Below are 21,453 nucleotides of genomic sequence, written 5' to 3' on the forward strand. Positions count from 1 at the left end.
CAGGATCCACGAGTGCGGCCCGGCGGCGCGGCTGACCCTGGTATGCCAGATATCAGGCCGCCGCGCCCACCGTATCCGCCATGCGCGCGCCGCGGCGGCCGAGCGGCCGGACCGGGCGGGTGGTCGAGTCGCGGGCGGTCTGGTGCTCGATCTCGGCGTTGATCTCGCCGCCGACCAGCACGATGATCGCCGAAATCCACATCCACGTCATGAAGCCGATCACGCCGCCGAGCGTGCCGTAGGTCTCGTTGTAATTGCCGAAATTGGTGACGTACCAAGAGAACAGGAGCGAGGCGATCAGCCAGAGCACACCGGCGACGGCGCTGCCCGCGCCGACCCAGCGCCAGCGCGCCCGCTCGCGGCTCGGCCCGTAGCGGTAGAGCACGGCGAGCCCGCCCAGCAGCACCGCGACCAGGGCCGGCCAGCGCGCCAGCGCGATCAGCCGCGCCCCGTCGCCGAGCCCGAGGAAGTTGAACACCACCGGCAGCACCACGATGGCCGTGAGCGCCAGGATGACGAACAGCAGCGCCCCCGCCGTGAAGGTGAGCGAGCGGACGTTGAGCCAGAAGAAGTTGCGCTTCTCCACCTCCTCGTAGACCACGTTGAGCGCATCGAACATCGCCTTCATGGCGGCGTTGGCGCTCCACAGCGACAGCGTCAGGGAGGTGAAGAAGGTCACGCCCAGCGTGCCCCCGCCCTTGGCCGCGATGCGCTTGACCTGCTCGCCGATGATCTCGAGGGCGCTTCCCGGCAGCACGCCCTGGAGCAGGGCGAGATGGACGTTGATGGTGTTGGCGTCCGCGATCAGGCCGTAGCAGGTCACCAGGGCGGCGATCGCCGGAAACAGCGACAGCAGCGAGTAGAAGGTGACGCCCGCCGCCACCGACATCACCCGGTCCTTCAGGAACTCCTGGTAGACCCGCACGGCGATGTCCCACCAGCCGGGGGCGGGGATTTCAGCCGGATGGTTCGCGTTGCGCCCGCGGTCTCCTTGCGTCGCCGCCACCCAGCGGGCGGCCCGGCCCTCGTGCGAGTGCGCGCCGCCGTTGGAGTTGGACTTGGGGTTGGACTTGGACTCGTCGCGGGGCTCGCCGCCTTCGTCGTCCTCGACCGGGAGGGCGGGGCCCGTCCGCCGCGGCGCGGCAGCGAGCGCCACCAGCGCCACCCCGGCGAACACCGTCCAGAGCACGGAGGCGGTGGGTGGCGCGGCGGTCTCCCCGGCCGGTCGGGGTGTGGGGCTGGGAGAGGCGGACATCGTTCGAGGGCGGTTTCGACGGCGGGACTGGCCCCGTTCAACGTCACTCAGGCTTGGCCGTTCCCGTGCTGACGGGAACCGAGGGCGGGCTCGGCGCGTCGGAGGGCCAGAACGCGAGAGAACGAGGACAATCCATGACGGACCGGACGGCGACCGGACGGCGCGCGCTCATCGTCGGCGCCTCGCGCGGGCTTGGCCTCGGCCTCGCCGAGACATTCGCCGAACAGGGCTGGCAGGTCGTCGCCACGCAGCGTTCGTCCTCACCGGAACTGGAGCGGCTGACGGGCACGGGCGTGCGCGTCGAGACCGCCGACATCGACGACGACGCCTCCGTCGCCGCCCTGCAGCAGCGGCTCAACGGCCAAACATTCGATCTCGTCTTCGTGGTGGCGGGCGTGGCGACCGAATCGGACAAGCCGCTGCACGCGGTCTCCCGGGCGGTCAACGCGCAGGTCTACCTCACCAATGCCGTGAGCCCGATCCTGTTCGCGGAGGCCTTCGCCGACAGGATCGCCCCCGGCGGCACGCTCGCCTTCATGTCCTCGGTCCTCGGCAGCGTCGCCCTCAACGAGGACGGCGGTTGGGAGAACTACCGGGCCAGCAAGGCTGCGCTCAACACCAACGCCCGCAGCTTCGCCGTGCGCCACGCGGAGCGCGACTACGGCATCCTGCTGTTGCATCCGGGCTGGGTCCGCACCGACATGGGCGGCGCGGAGGCCGACCTCGACGTCGCGACCAGCGTCAACGGCATGGTCGCGGTGATCGAAGCCTTCGCGGGCCGCCGGGACGTGGCCTATCTCGATTACCGGGGCGAGACGCTGGCTTGGTAGCCGGACCGAAGTCCATGGTTTCGCATCGGCTCTTCCGACAAGCCGGTTCCCGCCTTTCGGGCCGATGCTTCAGCGCCGCGGCTCGAACGGGCGCCCGCGGCGCTCAACCACCACGGCCGGGCGGCTGCGGCGCTCGACGATCACCGCGCGGGGCGGGGCGCGGTTGGGGCTCACGGGCGCCATGATGCGCTGCTCGATGCGGTCGGGCATCCGCGCCGGGCGCGCGGCGGCGGCCTTGGCGGCGGCGACCACGTGCGGGCGCACCTCGTCGGAGGGCAGCCCGATCAGCCCGGCGGCGATCTCGACCTGCTGCTCGATGTCGTCGGCCAGGTCCTGCGCGGCGGCGACCGCCTCGGCCACCGTCGGCGGCTCGCGGCGCACCCGGATCGGCGGCAGGTCCTGGAAGCTCTTGGGCGTCTTCTTCACGGCACGACTCGCGGTGTTCATGCGCCGATCTTAGGACGGTCCGCTCGGTTTGTGCATTGCAACAAGCTCGGGCGTGACGGACCGCCGGCCGCATGGCTGCCCGGCGGATGCTCCGGCTGCGAGGCATGCAGGATGCGCGCCGAGTATGTCCGTGCGCCAGCACATTCGATGGAGAGGCCGGAAATCGCAGGTGCCCTGTCGATATGCCGCAGAGCAACAAGCGTGGCGTTTCGTGGGCGGATGCCGAAATCCCGCCCGGATCGTGGGGTCAACCGAAGCGATGTCGCTCGATCCCCGCCTCACCCCCGCCCGGCCCGACCTCGCCGACATCCGCCTGCGGGGACAAGTCGAAGCCGAGCGCTTCGTCGAAGGCCGGCCCGCGCGGATCGCCGTGCCCTCCGCCCCCTTACGCCGCCGGCCGGACGTGCAGGCCGGGCTCGACACGGAAGCCGTGATGGGCGACGCCGTGACGGTCTACGACGTGAGCCACAACTTCGCCTTCGCCCAGATCGCCCGCGATGGCTATGTCGGCTACCTGCCGGAGGCCGCGCTCGGCCCCGCCGACCCGGCCCCGACCCACCGGGTCGCGGCGCTCCGCACCTTCGTCTACCCCGCCGCCGACCTGAAGCGCCCGCACGTCGCGCATCTGAGCCTCGGCGCCGCCTTCGCGGCGGACGGGCGCGAGGGCGAATACTGGCGGCTCACGGGCGGCGGCTACGTCTTCGCCGGCCACGCGGTGCCGCTGGATCACGCCGAGCCGGACGCCGCCGCGGTGGCGGAGCGGCTCGTCGGCACCCCGTATCTCTGGGGCGGGCGCACCAGCCTCGGGCTCGACTGCTCCGGCCTCGTCCAGCTCAGCCTGGAGCGCGCCGGGCTGACCTGCCCGCGCGACGCCGACCAGCAGGAGCGGGTGCTCGGCACCGCGCTCCCCCCCGGCCTCGACGGGCTGGCCCGCGGCGACCTCGTGTTCTGGAAGGGCCATGTCGGGATGATGCTCGACGCGACCCGCCTCATCCACGCCAACGGCCACCACATGAGCGTGGCGATCGAGCCGCTGGCGGTGGCGGTCGAGCGCATCGCCGAGAAGAGCTTCGGGGCCGTCACCTCGATCCGGCGGCTCGCGGACGGGACCATCGCCTGACGGTCCCGGATGTCAGAGAGGGTTCACGGGCTCCCCGGCCCGCGGCCGAGGCCGGCCAGCGTGAACAGATCGACCGAGAGCTTGGCGCCGACGACGAACGCGTCGGGGATGTTCTTGGTGCGGTAGGGGAACCGGGTCTGGTCCGGGTTGACGATGTATTGGAGGTTCGGCGTCAGCCGGATCGCGGGCGAGACCTGGATCCCGTAGTTCAGCTCCATCATGATCTGGTGCTCGGGAATCTTACGGTCGATGCCGAGCGAGGTCTGCGCCGCGACGATGTTCGAGAGCGCCAGCGGCGAAAACTTCTGCGTGTTGATGACGAAGCCGACCGTGTCGTAGGGCCGGCCCGCGAAGGTCCCGGTCTGCAACGCGCCAATCTCTAAAAAATAATCCTCGATCAGCCGTCCGCCGGTGCCGGTCATGGCGACGCCGAACAGGGTCAGGCCCTGGATCGCGGTCGGATCGGGGCGCCACACCATCTGGTCGAAGCGGGCATAGACGCCCGAGCGCCCGAACCGCGTGCGCGGGTCGAGCCCGGTCAGCACCGCGCGCCCGCCCGCCACGTCGCGCACCGGGTCCGCGTAGTCGGAGCGGTCGACCCAGCCGCCGATGCCGTAATTGCGCGGCAGCACGTCGTTGGCGAAGGTCGTCGAGTAGCCGAGTTCGAACGGCATGATCGCGCCGGTGGCGCCCTTGGTCGAGAAGTCGAGGCCGTTGTCGCCGGGCTGCTGGTGCAGCGGGTTCACCTCGTAGACGCCGGCATGGACAAACACCTTGTCGGTCAGCCACGCCTTGGCGTGCCCGCCCCAGCTCGCCACCGGCCAGAAGGTGAAGTTCGAGGTCTTGAACACGAAGGTCGGGTTGCCGCAGGCCGAGTTCGTCTGGAAATTGCAGTAGATCGGCGAATTCAGGAAGGCGATGTTGGCGACCAAGCGCCCGACCTCGATGTCGAGGCGGTTGTCGAACAGTTTCTGCTGGTAGGACAGCAGGGTGAGGCGGGTGGTCTGGCCGCCGCCGTAGATCTCCTGCACGCTGGTGTTGTTGCCGATCAGATCCTGGGCGAGGCTGCGGCCGTGGCGGTTGGTGACCGCGACGTGGACCGAGCCGCCCGCGATCCCGGCGAGCCGGTTGAGGTCGGCGTCGATGCCGAAGAACAGCTGGCCGGCATACGCCGTGCCCTGGCGGATGCCGCCGACGGGGTTGCCCGCGGCCTGGCCGGTGTAGTTCGCCAGAAACGTCAGGCCGTTGCCGAGATCGAACGTGCCCGGCGGCAGGGTCGGCGGCGTGGCGCTCTGACCGAGCACGTCGGCGGCGGCCGCCGCGCTGCCGTCGTTGCCGAAGATTTTTCGCGATGGGGCACGGCGGGCAACGCGGCGGACCACCGGGCGGCGTGCGGCCGGGGCGGCGACGGCGGGCGGGGCGAGACCGGGTTCGGGCGGCGCACCCTGCGCGTGCGCCTGTGTACCGAGCATCGCGCCGAGGCCGAGCACGGCCCATGCTGCTGTCACCGCCTTCATGTCGTCCCCCCGTGTAAACGATTTCTTGAATTCAGCTCGTCCGAGCCTCCGATCTGCGCCGGAGCCGGAAGGTTGCAGGGCGATAGACTTCGCGAAAGAAGTATTCGCCGGTTTTCCAAACCTATGTTGATTTTCGGGCCAGGCGTGGCCCGGATGCCGCATCAAGGTTGTGCGGGCATTCCCCTCCTCCTGCGGGGAGGGGGTAGGGGGTGGTTCAGAAGGAACCAGAACGGTGCCTTCTGCCCCACCCCCACCTCCGGCTCCTCCCCGCAAGGGGGAGGAGAGGGCGCTTCACGCCGCCCGCTTCTTCAGGAGGCCGACCAGCAGCCCCGTCACCAGCGTCCCGGTGACCAGCGCGATCAGCGCGCCGGGCAGGTTCGTCACCGCGTTCGGGATCGGCAGGACGAACAGGCCGCCATGGGGCACCTTGAGGGTCACGCCGGCGGTGAGCGCGAGGGCGCCCGCCACCGCCGAGCCCGCGACCATGGAGGGGATCACCCGTAAGGGATCGGCCGCCGCGAAGGGGATCGCGCCTTCCGTGATGAAGGCGGCACCCAGCACGGCGGCCGCGCCGCCGGCCTCGCGCTCGGGCCCCGAAAAGCGGTTGGGAAACAGCCTCGTGGCGAGCGCGATGCCGAGCGGGGGCGTCATGCCGCCGAGCATCACCGCGGCCATCGGGGCATCGACGCCGGACGAGAGCAAAGCGGCGGCGGAGGCGTAGGCTGCCTTGTTGATCGGCCCGCCCATGTCGACCGCCATCATGCCGCCGAGCACGAGGCCGAGCACCAGCGCGCTCGCGCCCTGCATGCCCTTGAGCCAATCGGTGAGCGCGGCGAGCACGGCCGCCACCGGCACGCCGACGACGTAGACCATGAGGAGGCCGGTGATCGTGGTGGCGAGCAGCGGCAGGATCAGGACGGGCTTCAGGCCCTCCAGATTGCGGTGCAGGCGGATGTGCTTGTTCAGGAACGCGGTGACGTAGCCGGCGATGAAACCCGCCGCGATACCCCCCAAGAAACCGGCCTGGAGGTTGGCGGCGAGCATGCCGCCGATCATGCCCGGCGCGATGCCGGGGCGGTCGGCGATCGAGTAGGCGATGTAGCCGGCGAGCGCCGGGACGATGAGGGCGAAGGCCGCCTTGGCGCCGATCTCGCCCAGCGCGAAGCCGAGCGTGCCGGCATTCTCCGGCTTCATCGCGTCGATGCCGCCGAACGCGAAGGCCAGCGCGATGAGGAGGCCGCCCGCCACCACGAAGGGCAGCATGAACGACACGCCGGTCATCAGGTGCTTGTATGCGCCGGCCTTCTTCTCCGCCGCCGCCGGGCGGGCGGGGCCGTCGGCCTTGGCCTCGCTCGCGGTGCCCGCCGCCTGGAGCTGCGCCTCGGCGAGCGCGGTGGCGATCAGGCCCTTGCCGTCGCGGATCGCCGCCTTGGTGTTGGTGGCGTAGAGCCGTTTGCCGGCAAAACGCGCGCGATCCACCCCGGTGTCGGCCGCGATGATGACCACGTCGGCCGCCGCGATCTCCGGCGCCGTCAGGGCGTCGCGGGCGCCGACCGAGCCTTGCGTCTCGACGCGGATGTCGTGGCCGAGCGCCTGGGCCGAAGCCTGAAGGCCTTCCGCCGCCATGAAGGTGTGGGCGATGCCGGTGGGGCAGGAGGTGATCGCGACAATCTTTTTGGGGCCGGCGGCGGCTACGGCGCCGGGGGCATCCGAGGCACCGGCCAGCAGCCGGTCGAGTACGCCGTTCACGTCGGTGAGCACGTCGTCGATGGCGGCCCGCGCGCGGGTCAGCGCGCCGAACCGGCCCTCGCCGAGATCGCCCTCGCCGACGAGGAGCACGGCCTTGGCCTCCCGGATCGCCGCCTCGGGGATCGGGTTGCCGCCGCCCTTGCCGCGGATTTCCAGCGCCAGCGCCGCGTTGCGCCGCCCGGCCGCCTTGCGCAGGGCCTCCGCCGCGAGGACGGCGTGGGTGGAGAGGTCACCGCCTCCCACCACCGCCAGGAGCTGTGCCATGGGTTCCTCCTGTGATTGGTTCTGATCGGTTCGGGTGCCGCCGCATCCCCTCTCCCCTCTGCGGGAGAGGGTGGGCCTCGCGTCAGCGAGGGTCGGGTGAGGGGAGCGACGTTGCCGAAAAATTCTCGGTGAGGGCGGCTAGGCGGAACCGTGGTTCCCCTCTCCCGCCCGCTCCGCGGGCACCCTCCCCCAACTCAAGTCGGGCTTGCCCGACTTGAGCACTTTGGATGCGGACATCGGGCAAGCCCGATGTCCGTTGGGGGGAGGGTCTTTTCGGGGCGCGTCGCGCCTAGTTCAGAGACTCCACCCGGATGTCCCGGGCGATGGCTTCCACCGCCTCGCGCCCCGGCAGGTTCGCCCCCGTGCGGCTGAGCTTGCCCGCGGCGAAGGCCAGGGCCCGGCAGGCGAGGTCGGGCAGCGCCAGCCCGTCATGCAGGCCGGCGACGAGGCCGGCCACCAGGGCGTCTCCCGCGCCGACGGTGCTTGCGATCTTTGTCGCGGGCGGCAGGGCCCGCAGCGCGCCGTCGCTTGAGACGAACAGCGCGCCGTCCGCGCCGAGCGAGACGCAGACCAGCGCAATCCCCGAGGCCTGGAGCCGGCGGGCGGCGTCGAGCAAGGCGGCGGGGGAGGGGAGCGGGCGGCCGGCCCAGTCCTCCAACTCGTGGCGGTTGGGCTTGATCGCCGAGGGCAGGGCCTCCGGCCCGGCGGCGAGCGCCGCGCTCAAGGCCGGCCCGGAGGCGTCGAGCACCACGCGGGCGCCGCGGGCACGCAGTTCCGCCGTCAGCCGGGCGTAGGTGTCGGGGGGAAGCGAGCGCGGCAGGCTGCCGGCGAGCACCACGAGACTGCCGTCTCGGGCCAAGTCCGAGAGGACGGCGCGCACCGCTTCCAGCGTCGAGGGGCCGAATTCGAGGCCGGGCAGGTTGATGTCGGTGGTCTCGCCGGTGCCGGCGTCGAGGAGCTTGAGGTTGGTGCGGGTCTCGCCCGGAATCCAGACGAAGCGGTCGTCGATGCCCTTGGCCGCGAGCACCTGCTCGAACGGCGCCGCGTTGTCCTGGCCGAGCACGCCGGTGGCGGCGACGGGAAGGCCCCAGTCGGCGAGGCAGCAGGCGACGTTGACGCCCTTGCCGCCGGCATCCGACCAGACCGAGCGGGCGCGGTGGACCGAGCCGGGCGTGAGCACGTCCAGCGTCACGGTCTGGTCGATCGCCGGGTTGAGGGTGAGGGTGGCGATCATCGCTCAGGCTCCCGTCGCGACGGTGGTGTCGAGGGCGCGGACCGACGCCGCGTCCTCCTGCTCGCAGGCCCGCAGCGCCAGGGCCTTCAGTTCGGCCATGTCGGAGGCTCTGAGGCGCGCCTTCACGCCGGGCAGGTCGCGGGGCGTCATCGACAGTTCGTCGACGCCGAGGCCCGCGAGCAGGCAGGCCCCGAACGGATCGCCCGCGATGCCGCCGCAGACGCCGACGAAGCGGTTGTGGCGCGCGGCGCCCTCGCAGGTCATGTGGATGAGCCGCAAAACCGCCGGATGGAGCGAATCGGCCTCCGGCGCGAGGTCGGTGTTCTGGCGGTCGATGGCCAGCGCGTATTGCGTCAGGTCGTTGGTGCCGATCGAGAAGAAGTCGCAGTGGCGGGCCATCGCGTCGGCCTGGATCGCGGCGGCCGGCACCTCGATCATGATGCCGAGCGGCACCTCCGGCGCGCCGATCTCGTTGCGGATCTGCTCGCAGATCTCGCGGAGCCGGATCACCTCGGGGACCGAGGTGATCATCGGCATCATGATCGAGAGCGGGGCCTCCTTGCCCTTGGGGGCGTCGGCAGGCACGTGGTCCTTGGCCGCGCGATAGAGGGCGCGCAGCTGCGGCTCCATCAGGTCGGGCCGGCGCAGCAGCAGGCGGGCGCCGCGCACGCCGAGGAAGGGGTTTTCCTCCTTCGGCAGATGCAGGTGGGCGACCTGCTTGTCGCCGCCGATGTCGAGCGTGCGCACGATCAGCGGGCGCCCGGCGAGCGCGGTCAGCATCGCCGAATAGGTCGCGTACTGGTCGTCCTCGCTCGGCGTGTCGCCGCGCTCCAGAAACAGGAACTCGGTGCGCATCAGGCCGACGCCTTCGGCGCCCTGGTCGAGGGCGAGCGGCACCTGATCCGGGTTGTTGACGTTGCCGCCCACCGCGATGCGGTGGCCGTCGCGGGTCTCGGCGGGCTTCGCCCGCTCCCGCGCCTCGGCTTCCGCCTGCTCGCGCTGCTTAGCGCGCCACGCCTCGGCGGACGCGATGTCGGCCGCGCTCGGGTCGAGGTAGAGGCGGCCCGTGGTGCCGTCGAGGATCGCGCGGGTGTGGTTCTCGATGGCGAGCAGGCCGGGGCCGCCCGCGACCATCGCCGGGATGCCGAGCGTGCGCGCCAGGATCGCGGTGTGCGAGGTCGGGCCCCCTTGCGCGGTCGCGAGCCCGATGACGCGGGCCGGGTCGAGCCCGGCGGTGTCCGAGGGGGCGAGATCGGGGGCGATCAGGATGCAGGGCACGTCCGGCAGATCGTGGCCGCTCTTCAGCGCCGGATCGATCTGCGCCAGCACCCGGCGGCCGACGTCGCGCAAGTCGGCGGCGCGGGCGGCGAGGACGGGGTTGCCCAGCGCCGAGAGTTGGCCCGCCATCCGCTCGACGGCGGCGTTCCAGGCGAACGCCACGCCGTGGCCCTCGACCATGAGCTGGCAGGCGAGCGTGATCAGGTCGGTGTCGGCGATGAGTTCGCCTTGCGCCTTGAAGATGCCGGCATCCGCCTTGCCGAGGCGGCGGGCGGTGTCGTCGGCCAGCGCTCGGAGCTGATCGCCGGTGGCGGCAAGCGCGCGGTGCAGGCGGTCGGCGCCCGAGGTCAGGGGCTCGGGCTGGTCCGGCACCACGATATCGGCGGCGGCCAGCACGTGGACCGGGCCGATGGTGAGGCCGGGGCTCGCGCCGATGCCGGCCATGGTCCGCGGCTTGTCGGCGGGGTTCCAGCCCGCCACCGGGCCGGCGGCCTTGGCCGCGGCGTCGGCCGCGCGCTGGGCCGCCGCCTTCTCGCCGGCGCTGAGGCCCGTCACCGCGGCGCAGATTTTTGCAAGTGCGGCGGCCTCGTCGTCGCCTTCCGCCGAGATCGTTACCTCGTCGCCGCAGCGCAGGCCCAACTGCAACAGCGCGATCAGGTTCTTGGCGTCCGCCACCTCGCCGCCGTGGCGGACTTGGATGCGGGCCGGGCATCCGCGCGCCGTCTCGACCCAGTGCGAGGCGGGCCGCGCATGCAGGCCGGTCGGGTAATCGACCGTCCAGTCGAAGCGCTGGCGCAGGTCGTTGGCCGTGCCGGTGCTGGCGGGCGCCGCCGAATCCTCGGTGAGGGCCTTCGCGATCTCCGCCTCGCTTGCGGTGGAGCGCAGGCGCTCCAGCCTTCCCTCGTCCTGGATCAGGCGGGTGAGGCGGCGCAAAACGGTGATGTGGGTGTCGGACTGCGCCGCGATGGCGACGACGAGGTGAGCCATCTGCCCGTCGTGCCACTCGATGCCGCCGGGCACCTGAAGCACGGCGAGCCCGCTCTCGCGCACCAGATGGCGGTCATCGACCATGCCGTGGGGGATGACGACGCCGTGGCCGAGATAGGTGTTCGACACGCCCTCGCGCTTCAGCATGCTCGCGCCGTAGGCGGCGTCGATGCAGCCCGCGGCGGACAGGAGCGAGGCGGCCTCGCGGATCGCGGCCTCCTTGTCGGCGGGCGCCGCATTCAGGCGCACGAGCAGCCGCGGGCCGGTGCGGGGGCTCGAGAAGTTCGGCGTCGGTGCGAGCATGGCGTGCTCTCCTCCCTGGCGCGCCTCCGACCGATGAAATTGATTCTTGGGCCGTCGGCGTTGTTGTGCCCAATGAAAACGTTTTCATAGTATGTGTCAAGCGCACCCGGCAGAAAAGTGCAGGGTCGCGGCTTGCCCGCACCGGCGAGCGGTGGCAGAACACGCGTCATGTCACTGAAAACGTTTCCCGCATCATGAGCATCGGCATCCGCGACGTGGCCCGCGCGGCGGGCGTCTCGACGGCCACCGTGTCGCGGGCGCTGGGCCGCGGCCCGGTAAGCGACGCGGTGCGCGAGCAGGTCGAGGCGGCGGTGCGCGCCACCGGCTACCGGCCGAACCTCTCGGCCCGGCGCCTGCGCTCGAAAGCGGCGCAGACGATCGGCCTGATCGTGGCCGACATCCGCAACCCGTTCTTCACCGCCGTCAGCCGTGCGGTGGAGGATGCGGCCTACGCCGCGGGCCTGCGGGTGATCCTGTGCAACACCGACGAGGACCCGGCCCGCGAGGCTTTGTATCTCCGCCTGATGGAGGAGGAGCGCGTCACCGGCGTAATCTTCGCCCCCACCAAGGCGACCGCCGACGCGCTGACCGCCGACAGCCTCGGCTTCCCCACCGTGTTCATCGACCGCTCGGGCCTGCCCGGCGCGCACGACAGCGTCGTCCTCGACAACGTTGCCGCGGCGGGGGCCCTGGTCGATCACCTCGCGGGCCAGGGGTTTTCCGGGATCGGCGGCCTGTTCGGCTCGACCAGTTCCACCGCCCGCGAGCGGCAGGCCGGCTACGAGGCGGCGATGGCCCGCCACGGCCTCGCGCCGCTCGTCCGCTCGGTCGCGCCCAACGCGGCCGCCGCGGAGGCGGAGGCCGCCCGCTGGTTGGGCCAAGCGGATCGGCCGGAGGCGCTGATCCTGTCGAACGGCCTGATCCTGATGGGGGCGGTGCGCGCCGCCCGCACGCTCGGCCTCGGCGTGCCCCGCGACCTCGCGCTCGCCGGCTTCGACAACGAGCCCTGGACCGATCTGGTCGAGCCCGGCCTCACCGTGATCGAGCAACCGGTCGCCGAGATCGGCGCCCAGGCGATGCGCCTGCTGTTCGAGCGCATCGAGCACCCGGACCAGCCGGTGCGCAAGGTGGTCTTGAGCGGGCGGGCGGTGCTGCGGGGCTCGACGCGGCGTGAGTGAGAGCTACGGCTCGCCGTCGCCGAGTCGGGCGAGGCGGTCCGCCGCGGCGGCGGCCTCCGCCAGCAGCGCGTCCCAATCGTCCGGCGGATGGCCGCGCCCCAACATGGCACGGAAGACCGCATAGGCGTCGCGCGAGCTTTCGTAGGCACGCAAAGTCGTCTCGTCGTTCACCCAGGCGAGCACGATGATCTGGCGCTCGCCGGCAACCCGGTAGCGGAAGAACAGGCGGTATTGCTGGAGGAATTTCGCCCGGAACCAGTGGCGATGCTCCGGCCCCAGCGTGCCGCCCTGACGGTAGGCTGGACGGCTCGGGTCCTGGGGGATGACCTCGAAGGCGACCTTGCGCACGGCGGCGAGCAGCTTCGCCGCCCGCTTGTTGCGGTAACCGGCGGGGTCGCGGGACTTGGCCTTCTCGACCTCGGTGACGAAGCCCGCGAACTGGTCGAGGAACAGCGGATGCGCGTAGAGGTCCCAGCCGTTGATGCGCAAAGGCGCGGCGCTCACGCGTCGTCCGGCGGCAATGGCTGATCGAGATCGACCTCGATCCCCTCGGTGAGAGCCGCCGCGCGCTCGGATAACGCGACCGGCACCGGCAGGAGGCCCTGCGGCCGATCCATCTCGCGCGCGAGGAAGTCGAGGAAGCGCCCCAGCACCGGGTCGTCGTCCGGCTCGGGAGACCCGGCCCGCGCGAGCGTGACCGTACCGTCGGCAAGCGCGCGGAAGACCACGCGCCCGCTGCGGTCGAGGCCGAGCATCTTGCGCATGGCGGCGGGCACGGTGGTCTGGCCGCGCTCCGTCACCGTTGCGGGGATTTCGAGGATCGCGTCGCTCTTACCCACCGGTCGCTCCTCATGACGTCCGGTATGGTAATGCATTTGCATTGCCATACCAAGCGCCGAGGCGTTTTCGCCTCACTACGCTGAAGCCGGCGCAGGCGCCTGCGTCGGCGCGCCTTCCGCCGCCACCGGCCGCCCCGGCTGGCGGCGCGAGAACGTCAGGATCAGCACCGGCAGCACCAGCAGGATCAGCAGCGGCGCGAGGCACATGCCGCCGACCACGACCAGCGCCAGCGGCTTCTGCACCTGCGAGCCAACGCCTTGCGAGAAGGCGGCGGGCAGGAGGCCGACGCCGGCGACCACGCAGGTCATCACCACCGGGCGCATCTGCGTGTAGCAGGTGCGCAGCATCGCGGGCGTTCGCTCGACGCCGGCCGCGACGAGGCCGTTGTAGTGGGTGAGCACGATGATGCCGTCCATCACCGCGATGCCGAGGAGCGCGATGAAGCCGATCGCCGCCGAGACCGAGAACGAGGTGCCGGTGACCGAGAGCGCGACGATGCCGCCGGCCATGGCCATCGGGATCACGCTGAGCGCGAGAAGCGAATCGATCACGGAGGAGAAGTTCATGAACAGCAGGATCGCGATCAGCCCGATCGCCACCGGCACGGTGACTGAGAGGCGGGCGATGGCGCCCTTCATGTTGTTGAACTCGCCGACCAACTCCAGCCGGTAGCCCGGCGGCAGCTGCACTTCCGCGGCAACGCGGCGCTGCGCCTCCTCGATGGTGCTGCCGAGATCGCGCCCGCGCACCGAGAACTTCACCGGCAGGTAGCGCTCCTGGCCTTCGCGGTAGATGTAGGCCGGCCCTGAGACGAGCTGCACGCTCGCCACCGCGCTCAAGGGGAATTGGATCGGCGCGCCGCCGCTCGGGTTCTGGCCGGCGATGCGCAGGTTGGCGATCGCCTCGATGCTGGTGCGGTATTGCGGCGCGAGGCGCACCACGATCGGATAGTGCCGCTCGGAGCCCGGATCGTAGAGGTCGCCCGCGGCGTCGCCGCCGATGGCGGTGCGGACGGTGGTGTTGATGTCGCCCGGCGTCAGGCCGTAGCGGGCGGCGCGGATGCGGTCCACGTCGATCTCGATGGTCGGCTGGCCGAGCGACTTGAACACCGCCAGATCCTCGACGCCGTGGATCGAGCCCAGCACCTTCTCGACCTGCTTGGCCGTCTCGGTGAGCTTCTTGAGGTCGGGCCCGAACACCTTGAACGAGTTCTCGCCCTTGATCCCCGAGACCGCCTCGGCGACGTTGTCCTGAAGGTATTGCGACAGGTTGAAATCGACGCCGGGGAAGGCCGCCTGGAGCTTTTTCAGCATCTCCTCGGTGAGCTTGTCCTTGTCGATGCCGGGGCGCCACTGCTCCAGCGGCTTCATCGGCGCGAAGAACTCGGCGTTGAAGAAGCCCGCCGCGTCGGTGCCGTCGTCGGGGCGCCCGTGCTGGGAGACGACGCGCTCGACCTCCGGGATCTGGGCGATGATCTTGCGCATCTCGTTGACGTAGCCGTTGCTCTCGCGCAGCGAGATCGTCGCCGGCATGGTCGCGCGGACCCAGAGGTTGCCCTCTTCCAGCTTGGGCAGGAACTCGGAGCCGAGGTTGCGCGCGGCCACGCCCACGCCCACCGCGATCAGCGCGACGACCGCCACCGTGACGAGCCGGGCGCCGAGCGCCGCGCGCACCGCCGGGCGGTAGAGCCGGTCGAGCACGCGCACCAGCAGCGTCTCGGTCTCCTTCACGTGCGCGGGCAGCAGGTAGGAGGCGAGCGCGGGCGTGACCGTGAAGGTGGCGATGAGGCCGCCGAGCAGGGCGTAGGCGTAGGTCGTGGCCATCGGCCCGAAGATGTGGCCCTCGACGCCGGTCAGCGTGAAGAGCGGCAGGAAGCCGGTGACGATGATCGCGGCGGCAAAGAAGATCGACCGCGACACGTCGCTGGAGGCCAGCGCGATGCGCCCGTCCTTCGCGTTGAGCCCGGCCGGGGGATAGCCGGGGATGCCGTGGCCCGACAGCCGCCGGAAGATCGCCTCGACCATGATGACGGTGCCGTCGACGATGAGGCCGAAATCGAGCGCGCCGACCGAGAGGAGGTTGGCCGATTCGTCGCGCGCCACGAGGATGATGACGGCGAAGAACAGCGCGAAGGGGATGGTGGCGACCACGATCAGCGCCGAGCGCAGGTTGCCGAGGAACAGCCACTGGATCGCCAGGATCAGCAGGATGCCGACCACCATGTTGTGCAGCACGGTGTGGGTGGTGACCGCGATCAGGTCGGCACGGTCGTAGATGCGCTCGATCTTGACGCCCGGCGGCAGCAGGCCCGCGGCCTCGATCTCGGCGACCTCCGCCCTCACCGCCTCGATCGAAGGCGTGCTCTTCTCGCCGCGGCGCATCAGGACGATGCCCTGGACGATGTCGTCCTCGTCGTTCATGCCGGCGATGCCGAGCCGGGGCTGATGGCCGATGGTGACCGTGGCGACGTCCTTGACCAGCACCGGCGCGCCGCCGACCTGGGCCAGCACCGTGCCGTTGATGTCCTCGATGTCGCGGATGAGGCCCACCGCGCGCACCACCGCCGACTGGCCGCCGATGGCCACCCGATTGCCGCCGACGTTGAGGTTGCTGTCGTTCAGCGTCTTGACCACGCCCGAGAGCGTGAGGCCGTAGGCCATCAGCCGGTCGAGATCGACCGACATCTCGATGGTCTTGGTCTTGCCGCCCCAGCCGATGGCGTCGATCACGCCCGGCACCGAGCGGAAGCGTTTTTTGAGTGCCCACTCCTGAAGGGTGCGGAGATCCAGCACGGAATAACCGGGCGGTGCCGTGAGTTTGTACCGAAAGATTTCGCCGATCGGGCTCATCGGCGAGATGGTCGGCTTGGCGCCCGCGGGCAGCGGATCGAGCTGCTGCAGGCGGTTCAGCACCTGCTGCTCGGCCTGGAGATAGTCGAATTCGAAGCCGAACTGGAGCTTCACGTCGGACAGGCCGTAGAGCGAGATCGTACGGACCTGCTTGAGGTTGGGCATGCCCGACGTGATCAGCTCGATCGGGATCGTGACGTAGCGCTCCATCTCCTCGGCCGAGAGGCCGTCGGTCTGGGTCACGACATCGACCAGCGGGGGCGTGGGATCGGGATAGGCCTCGATGTTGAGGCCCTGGAAGGCGGCCGTGCCGCCCACCACGAACAGCAGGAAGAACAGGACCACGAGGGGGCGCTGCCGGAGCGCCAGGGCGACGATGCCGTTCATGCCGTTGGTTTCCAAACCTTGTGCCCGAGCCTCGCTCCGCGAGGTCGGACAATTTTTTAGTTTTGGCCTCAGTCGCCGGCGGCCGCCTCCGCGGCCTTAGGCTCTCGCTCCGCTAGACGGCTTCGGCTCACGCCGAAGCCCGCTTCGCGCGGCGCTCTTCGCGCCGTGGGGCCGCTCGCGCGGCCTCGGATTAATTCTTTTGGGTCCGGGCCTCAGCCCGGATCGACCATCCCGTCGATGAACAGCGCGCCGCGCGCGATCACCCGCTCGCCGACGGTGAGGCCCTCGGTCACCTCGATGTCGTTGCCGTCGACGAGGCCGGTCTTGATCGCGCGGCTCTCGACGGCGTTGTCGGGCTTCAGCACCCAGACGCGGGCCTTGTCGCCCTCGAAGATCACCGCGTGGCGCGGGATCGCGCGCGAGACCGTCTCGCGCTCGTTGATGATGTGGACGCTGGCATACATCTCGGGCTTGAGCAGGCCCTTGCTGTTGTCCACCTCGGCGCGCATGTAGATGCGTCGGCTGGTCGGGTCGACCGAGGACGAGATGAAGTTGATCCGGCTCTCGAAGGTCTGGTTCGGGTAGGCCAGCACCTTGAAGCGGATGCGCTCGCCGAGATCGACCTTGGCCGCGTCGGTCTCGCGCAGCTGCGCGATGATCCAGACCTTCGACAGGTCGCCGATGATGTAGGACGGGTCGGAGCCGCCGGTGTTGACGTACTGGCCCGGCCCGATCTTGCGCGAGATGATGGTGCCCGAGAGCGGCGCGTTGATCGCCGTCTCGGGGTTGATCGCGCCCTTGGTCTGGAGCGCCATCATGTCGTCGTCGCGCAGCCCCAGGATGCGCAGGCGGTTGCGCACGGCCTCCAGGCCGACCTCCGCGGTCTTGGCGTCGTTCTGCGCGGTGGCGAGGTCGTTCTGCGCGGTCTGGAGTTCGCGCAAAGTGGTGACGCGCGAATCGTAGAGGTCGTGCAGGCGTTTCTCGGTGTTGGTCGCGTAGGAAAGCTGCGAGCGGGCCTTGTTGAGGACGTTCAGCGCGGCGAGATAGTCGTTCTGCGCCTGGACCATCTCGTTGGCCTGGAGCGAGAACAGCTTGTCGCCCTGGCGCACGCGCTCGCCGGAGCGGGCGAAGATGGTGATGACGCGGCCCGGATAGGGCGAGAAGACCGGGGTCGCCCGGTACTCGTCGACGCCGATCTTCCCCTCGGTGGCGATGTCCTCGAAGAACAGGCGCTGCTCGACCGGGGCGGTGGTGACGGTGGCGAGCTGGTTCGGGGTGAGCACGAAGCGCCCGTCGGCACCGGCCGCCGCGGTGACGGCGGCGGGCGAGGGCACCGCGGCGTCGACCTCCTTGGGCCGGCCATACCAGACGGCGGCGCCCGCGCCCGCGCACAGCACCAGCGCGATCACGACCTGCGCCGGCCAGCCCATCCGCTTCGGGGTCAGGCTCCCGGGCGGCAGGTGCTCTTCCTCGTGCGATCCGCTCATCGACCCATGTTTCCCGGCTGGACCCGCTTGAGGGTCGGCCCGTCGGCGTGACCGATTCGCTCGGCCCTTTGATTGCGCGCGACCGAAGCGCCCGAATTGCGCCGTTACCGTGGCGACTTGACGGGTGCGTGACGGCGCCCGGCACGGTGCGCGAATGCGATGAACGGAGCGCCCTGTCGAGGCGCCCGATGCGGGCTTTTTTCGATCAGTACTGGATCGTCGCGCGCAGGCCGAACACGCCGGCATTGCGCACCCGGCGCCCCTGCGCGTCGGCGATGCCGCCGCCGGGATGCAGGATCAGCTGCACGTCCGGCTGCAGGGTGAAGCCCGGCACCACCGCGGCCTGATAGGTCGCCTCGATCACGGTCTCGGCCCGCCGCCGCGGCATCGGCATGCCGGAAGTCACGATGGTGTCGCCGTCGGCCCGGCGGGCGTCGTCGGAGAGGCGGGCATGCGCGACACTGATCCCGATCGTGTCGTCGTCGCGGCCCGGAAACAGACCCTTGTAGGCCAAGCCGGTATCGACATAGGCCGAGATCAGGCTGGAGCGGGTCGGCGAGTACGCCGCGCGCACGAAGAAGCCCAAACCCTCGTCGTCCTTGCCGGTCTCACGATAGAGCGTCTGATCCCAGATCGCGTAGATCCCGGCATTGCCGCGCAGCGGGCGGCCGATGCCGTTCGAGCGCGGATCGGCGAGCGGCAGGCCGGTGGTGTCGAAGCGCAACGAATCGAACCGGCCGAAATGCTGCCAGCCGCCGAGCGTGATGTCGCCGGGCAGGCCCTTGGCGCCGTCCGCCGTGTTGTAGGCGTAGGTCGCCTCGGCCACGATCAGCGCCGGGTCGCGCAGGCGGAAATTGGTGCCGGTGCGGTCGAGGCGCTGCGCCTCCGGGTCCTGTCCGGGCCGGTTGGCGCCGGCCGGATCGCCGTCGTAGAGCCCGGCCTGAAGCGAGAAGCCGCCGCCCGGCACGTATTTGGCCCGGATCGCGGGCGCGGCCAGCGGATAGGCCGGCCCGCCGCTCGGCAGGTCGAGCCCGGTGATGACCGGCCAGCCGAAGGTCGAATTCACGAACACGGTCGCGGTCTGACTGACGAAGAACTCGGTGTCGGCGGCCTGCTGGCCGATGCGGATGCCGAGCTTGCCGTCGAACAGCTGCTGGTCGAGCCACAGCACGTAGAGCCGCGAGGACGGCAGTGCCTCGATCACGCTCGTGGTCAAGAGGTTGCCGACATAGTAGCGCGACAGGCCGGTGCCGTGGATGAAGTAGGCGTTGGCATGCACCGTCGCTCCGTCCCAGCCGACGAGCTTTTGCAGATCGAGGTTGAGCCGCAGGTTCAGCCGGTCCTGCACGATCGCCCCCTGCCGCAGCCCACCGAAGGCGTTGCCGAGCGTCTCGCCGACATAGGTGAGGCTGTACTCGATGCCCTTCTCTTTCAGGACGGGGCGCAGGCCCAGCGGATCGCCGAGCGGCCCGAGCGAGGGCTCGATCGAGCGCACGTAGCCGCCCGAGGCTTGGCTGGTCGATTCCGGCTGGGAGACGGAGACGCGCGGATCGCCGCCCGCGCCTTCGAAGACGGGTTTTCCGGTGGGCTGCGCCAGGGCCGGGGTGGCGGCGAGCGCGGCGATGAGGAAGGCGGGAGCCGGGCGGCGGAACACGGGCGAGGCCTCGCGGGGAGGGCGACGCTTTGTTCTACGGGGTGCGGGCCGGGGCTGCCAGTCGCGATAGGCAGGAGGCGGACACCGAAGGTCGGTTATGCGGAGCGTCTTCCGACTGCGATGCCGTTCCGAGTTCCTCAACGCCCGTCATTCCGGGGCCGCGCAGCGGAACCCGGAAACCACCGGTGATGCGACGCTGAACAATACGTCGCGGCCAGTCGTGGATTCCGGGTTCGCCTTCGGCGCCCCGGAATGACGACGGTGGCTCAATCGTCCATCTTCAGCGCGGCGATGAACGCCTCCTGCGGGATCTCCACGCGGCCGAACTGGCGCATGCGCTTCTTGCCTTCCTTCTGCTTGTCCAGAAGCTTGCGCTTGCGCGAGATGTCGCCGCCGTAGCACTTGGCGGTCACGTCCTTGGACAGCGCCCGGATGGTCTCGCGGGCAATGATCTTGCCGCCGATGGCCGCCTGGACCGGGATCTGGAACAGGTGGCGCGGGATCAGGTCCTTGAGCTTTTCGCACATGGCGCGGCCGCGGCTCTCGGCGCGGGTGCGGTGGACCAGCATCGAGAGGGCGTCGACCGGCTCGGCGTTGACCAGGATCGACATCTTCACGAGGTCGCCCTCGCGGTAGTCGGAGACGTGGTAGTCGAACGAGGCGTAGCCCTTCGAGATCGACTTCAGGCGATCGTAGAAATCGAACACGACTTCGTTGAGCGGCAGGTCGTAGACCACCATGGCCCGCTTGCCGACGTAGTTGAGGTCGATCTGGACGCCGCGGCGGTCCTGGCACAGCTTCAGCACGCCGCCGAGATACTCGTCGGGCGTGAGGATGGTGGCGCGGATCCACGGCTCCTCGACGGTCTCGATCTTCATCGGATCGGGCATGTCGGCGGGGTTGTGCAACTCCTTCAGCTCGCCGTCGCGCATCGCTAAGCGGTAGACCACCGACGGGGCCGTCGAGATCAGGTCGAGGTTGAACTCGCGCTCGAGCCGCTCCTGAATGATCTCGAGGTGGAGAAGTCCCAAGAAACCGCAGCGGAAGCCGAAGCCGAGGGCTGCGGAGGTCTCCATCTCGTAGGAGAACGACGCGTCGTTGAGCCTGAGCTTGCCCATGGCGCCGCGCAAGCTCTCGAAGTCGGCGGCGTCCACGGGGAAGAGGCCGCAGAACACCACCGCCTGGACTTCCTTGAAGCCCGCCAGCATCTGCGTGGTCTGGCGCTTGTCCTCGGTGATGGTGTCGCCGACGCGGGTGTCGGCCACCTCCTTGATCGAGCCGGTCAGGAAGCCGACCTCGCCGGGGCCGAGTTCGCCGATGTCGGACATCTTGGGCCGGAACACGCCGATGCGATCGACGCCGTAGGCGGCGTCCGCGCCCATCATGCGGATCGTCATGCCCTTCTTCAGCACGCCGTCGATGATGCGCACGAGGACGACGACGCCGAGATAGACGTCGTACCAGCTGTCGACCAGCAGCGCCTTCAGCGGCGCGTCGCGGTCGCCCTTGGGCGGGGGCAGCCGCGTGACGATGGCCTCCAGCACCGCCTCGATGTTCAAGCCCGTCTTGGCCGAGATCGGCACGGCCTGGGAGGCGTCCAGCCCGATCACCTCCTCGATCTGCTCCTTGACCCGGTCGGGCTCGGCGGCCGGCAGATCGACCTTGTTGAGGACCGGCACGATCTCGTGGTTGGCATCCAGCGCCTGATAGACGTTGGCGAGCGTCTGCGCCTCCACCCCCTGCGAGGCATCGACCACCAGCAGCGAGCCCTCGCAGGCCGCGAGACTCCGCGACACCTCGTAGGCGAAGTCGACGTGGCCGGGCGTGTCCATCAGGTTGAGGATGTAGTCCTTCCCGTCCTCGGCCCGGTATTCGAGGCGCACGGTCTGCGCCTTGATGGTGATGCCGCGCTCCTTCTCGATGTCCATCGAGTCGAGCATCTGCTCGCTCATGTCGCGTAGCGCCACGGTGCCGGTGGTCTGGATCAACCGGTCGGCGAGCGTCGACTTGCCGTGGTCGATATGCGCGACGATGGAGAAGTTGCGGATGTTGTCGATGGGCGAGGTGGTCATCG

At 70.2% G+C, this 21,453-nt stretch carries 15 protein-coding genes; 3 read left to right on the forward strand and 12 right to left on the reverse strand.

The window, feature by feature from the left end:
• Positions 1–52: 52 nt before the first annotated feature.
• A complete protein-coding gene (locus ASG52_RS21965; protein ID WP_082552685.1) occupies positions 53–1,255 on the reverse strand; it encodes a YihY/virulence factor BrkB family protein in 1,203 nt (400 codons plus the stop codon).
• 134 nt (positions 1,256–1,389) lie between these two features.
• Between ASG52_RS21965 and ASG52_RS21970 the strand changes: the two genes are divergently transcribed.
• The gene (locus tag ASG52_RS21970) at positions 1,390–2,085 is read left to right on the forward strand and encodes an SDR family oxidoreductase (RefSeq protein ID WP_056247826.1); all 696 of its coding nucleotides are present in this window, start codon (positions 1,390–1,392) and stop codon (positions 2,083–2,085) included.
• 69 nt (positions 2,086–2,154) lie between these two features.
• Here the strand turns inward: ASG52_RS21970 and ASG52_RS21975 are convergent, their stop codons facing one another.
• Positions 2,155–2,532, reverse strand: coding sequence for a hypothetical protein (locus ASG52_RS21975; protein WP_056247829.1), 378 nt, complete (start codon positions 2,530–2,532; stop codon positions 2,155–2,157).
• A gap of 259 nt (positions 2,533–2,791) precedes the next feature.
• On the opposite strand from ASG52_RS21975, the gene ASG52_RS21980 reads away from it, so the two are divergent.
• Positions 2,792–3,652: a C40 family peptidase gene (locus tag ASG52_RS21980; RefSeq protein WP_056247833.1), complete on the forward strand. Its 861-nt coding sequence runs from the start codon at positions 2,792–2,794 to the stop codon at positions 3,650–3,652.
• Between the two features lie 23 nt (positions 3,653–3,675).
• Here the strand turns inward: ASG52_RS21980 and ASG52_RS21985 are convergent, their stop codons facing one another.
• From ASG52_RS21985 to ptsP, 4 genes are all read right to left on the reverse strand, one after another.
• On the reverse strand, positions 3,676–5,169 hold the full coding sequence (locus ASG52_RS21985) for a carbohydrate porin (protein ID WP_056247836.1): 1,494 nt from the start codon (positions 5,167–5,169) through the stop codon (positions 3,676–3,678).
• Positions 5,170–5,460: 291 nt separating this feature from the next.
• Positions 5,461–7,182: a fructose-specific PTS transporter subunit EIIC gene (locus ASG52_RS21990; protein ID WP_056247839.1), complete on the reverse strand. Its 1,722-nt coding sequence runs from the start codon at positions 7,180–7,182 to the stop codon at positions 5,461–5,463.
• Between the two features lie 289 nt (positions 7,183–7,471).
• Positions 7,472–8,416 carry a 1-phosphofructokinase gene (gene pfkB / locus ASG52_RS21995; protein WP_056247841.1) on the reverse strand — a complete coding sequence of 315 codons (945 nt, stop codon included), beginning with the start codon at positions 8,414–8,416 and terminating at the stop codon, positions 7,472–7,474.
• A 3-nt stretch (positions 8,417–8,419) separates the two neighbouring features.
• Positions 8,420–10,984 carry a phosphoenolpyruvate--protein phosphotransferase gene (ptsP, locus tag ASG52_RS22000; protein ID WP_056247843.1) on the reverse strand — a complete coding sequence of 855 codons (2,565 nt, stop codon included), beginning with the start codon at positions 10,982–10,984 and terminating at the stop codon, positions 8,420–8,422.
• A 194-nt stretch (positions 10,985–11,178) separates the two neighbouring features.
• Between ptsP and ASG52_RS22005 the strand changes: the two genes are divergently transcribed.
• Positions 11,179–12,162 (forward strand): LacI family DNA-binding transcriptional regulator, encoded by a 984-nt coding sequence (locus ASG52_RS22005; protein ID WP_056247846.1) that lies wholly within the window; start codon positions 11,179–11,181, stop codon positions 12,160–12,162.
• 3 nt (positions 12,163–12,165) lie between these two features.
• Here ASG52_RS22005 and ASG52_RS22010 read toward each other — a convergent pair whose 3' ends face one another.
• The 6 genes from ASG52_RS22010 to lepA all read right to left on the reverse strand — a co-directional run bounded on the left by ASG52_RS22010 (position 12,166) and on the right by lepA (position 21,451).
• The gene (locus ASG52_RS22010; protein ID WP_056247847.1) at positions 12,166–12,666 is read right to left on the reverse strand and encodes a type II toxin-antitoxin system YhaV family toxin; all 501 of its coding nucleotides are present in this window, start codon (positions 12,664–12,666) and stop codon (positions 12,166–12,168) included.
• Entirely contained in the window at positions 12,663–13,001 is a 339-nt protein-coding gene (locus ASG52_RS22015) for a type II toxin-antitoxin system PrlF family antitoxin (RefSeq protein ID WP_056247850.1), read from the reverse strand. Before ASG52_RS22015 ends, ASG52_RS22010 begins: the two co-directional genes overlap by 4 nt.
• Before the next feature lie 75 nt (positions 13,002–13,076).
• Positions 13,077–16,238 carry an efflux RND transporter permease subunit gene (locus tag ASG52_RS22020; protein WP_056247851.1) on the reverse strand — a complete coding sequence of 1,054 codons (3,162 nt, stop codon included), beginning with the start codon at positions 16,236–16,238 and terminating at the stop codon, positions 13,077–13,079.
• 212 nt (positions 16,239–16,450) lie between these two features.
• Positions 16,451–17,725 carry an efflux RND transporter periplasmic adaptor subunit gene (locus ASG52_RS22025; protein ID WP_056247855.1) on the reverse strand — a complete coding sequence of 425 codons (1,275 nt, stop codon included), beginning with the start codon at positions 17,723–17,725 and terminating at the stop codon, positions 16,451–16,453.
• A gap of 205 nt (positions 17,726–17,930) precedes the next feature.
• Entirely contained in the window at positions 17,931–19,379 is a 1,449-nt protein-coding gene (locus ASG52_RS22030) for a carbohydrate porin (RefSeq protein ID WP_056247858.1), read from the reverse strand.
• Positions 19,380–19,645: 266 nt separating this feature from the next.
• Positions 19,646–21,451, reverse strand: coding sequence for a translation elongation factor 4 (gene lepA / locus ASG52_RS22035; RefSeq protein ID WP_056247860.1), 1,806 nt, complete (start codon positions 21,449–21,451; stop codon positions 19,646–19,648).
• Between the last annotated feature and the right edge of the window lie 2 nt (positions 21,452–21,453).

The sequence above is a fragment of the Methylobacterium sp. Leaf456 genome (genome assembly GCF_001425465.1).
Classification (GTDB): Bacteria; Pseudomonadota; Alphaproteobacteria; order Rhizobiales; family Beijerinckiaceae; genus Methylobacterium.

Coding starts and splice junctions, on each gene's coding strand:
- ptsP (WP_056247843.1), bottom strand. CDS start 10,984: ATGCTCGCACCGACGCCGAACTTCTCGAGCCCCCGCACCGGCCCGCGG.
- ASG52_RS21970 (WP_056247826.1), top strand. CDS start 1,390: ATGACGGACCGGACGGCGACCGGACGGCGCGCGCTCATCGTCGGCGCC.
- ASG52_RS21990 (WP_056247839.1), bottom strand. CDS start 7,182: ATGGCACAGCTCCTGGCGGTGGTGGGAGGCGGTGACCTCTCCACCCAC.
- ASG52_RS22005 (WP_056247846.1), top strand. CDS start 11,179: ATGAGCATCGGCATCCGCGACGTGGCCCGCGCGGCGGGCGTCTCGACG.
- ASG52_RS21985 (WP_056247836.1), bottom strand. CDS start 5,169: ATGAAGGCGGTGACAGCAGCATGGGCCGTGCTCGGCCTCGGCGCGATG.
- ASG52_RS22025 (WP_056247855.1), bottom strand. CDS start 17,725: ATGAGCGGATCGCACGAGGAAGAGCACCTGCCGCCCGGGAGCCTGACC.
- ASG52_RS21975 (WP_056247829.1), bottom strand. CDS start 2,532: ATGAACACCGCGAGTCGTGCCGTGAAGAAGACGCCCAAGAGCTTCCAG.
- ASG52_RS21980 (WP_056247833.1), top strand. CDS start 2,792: ATGTCGCTCGATCCCCGCCTCACCCCCGCCCGGCCCGACCTCGCCGAC.
- pfkB (WP_056247841.1), bottom strand. CDS start 8,416: ATGATCGCCACCCTCACCCTCAACCCGGCGATCGACCAGACCGTGACG.
- ASG52_RS21965 (WP_082552685.1), bottom strand. CDS start 1,255: ATGTCCGCCTCTCCCAGCCCCACACCCCGACCGGCCGGGGAGACCGCC.
- ASG52_RS22020 (WP_056247851.1), bottom strand. CDS start 16,238: ATGAACGGCATCGTCGCCCTGGCGCTCCGGCAGCGCCCCCTCGTGGTC.
- lepA (WP_056247860.1), bottom strand. CDS start 21,451: ATGACCACCTCGCCCATCGACAACATCCGCAACTTCTCCATCGTCGCG.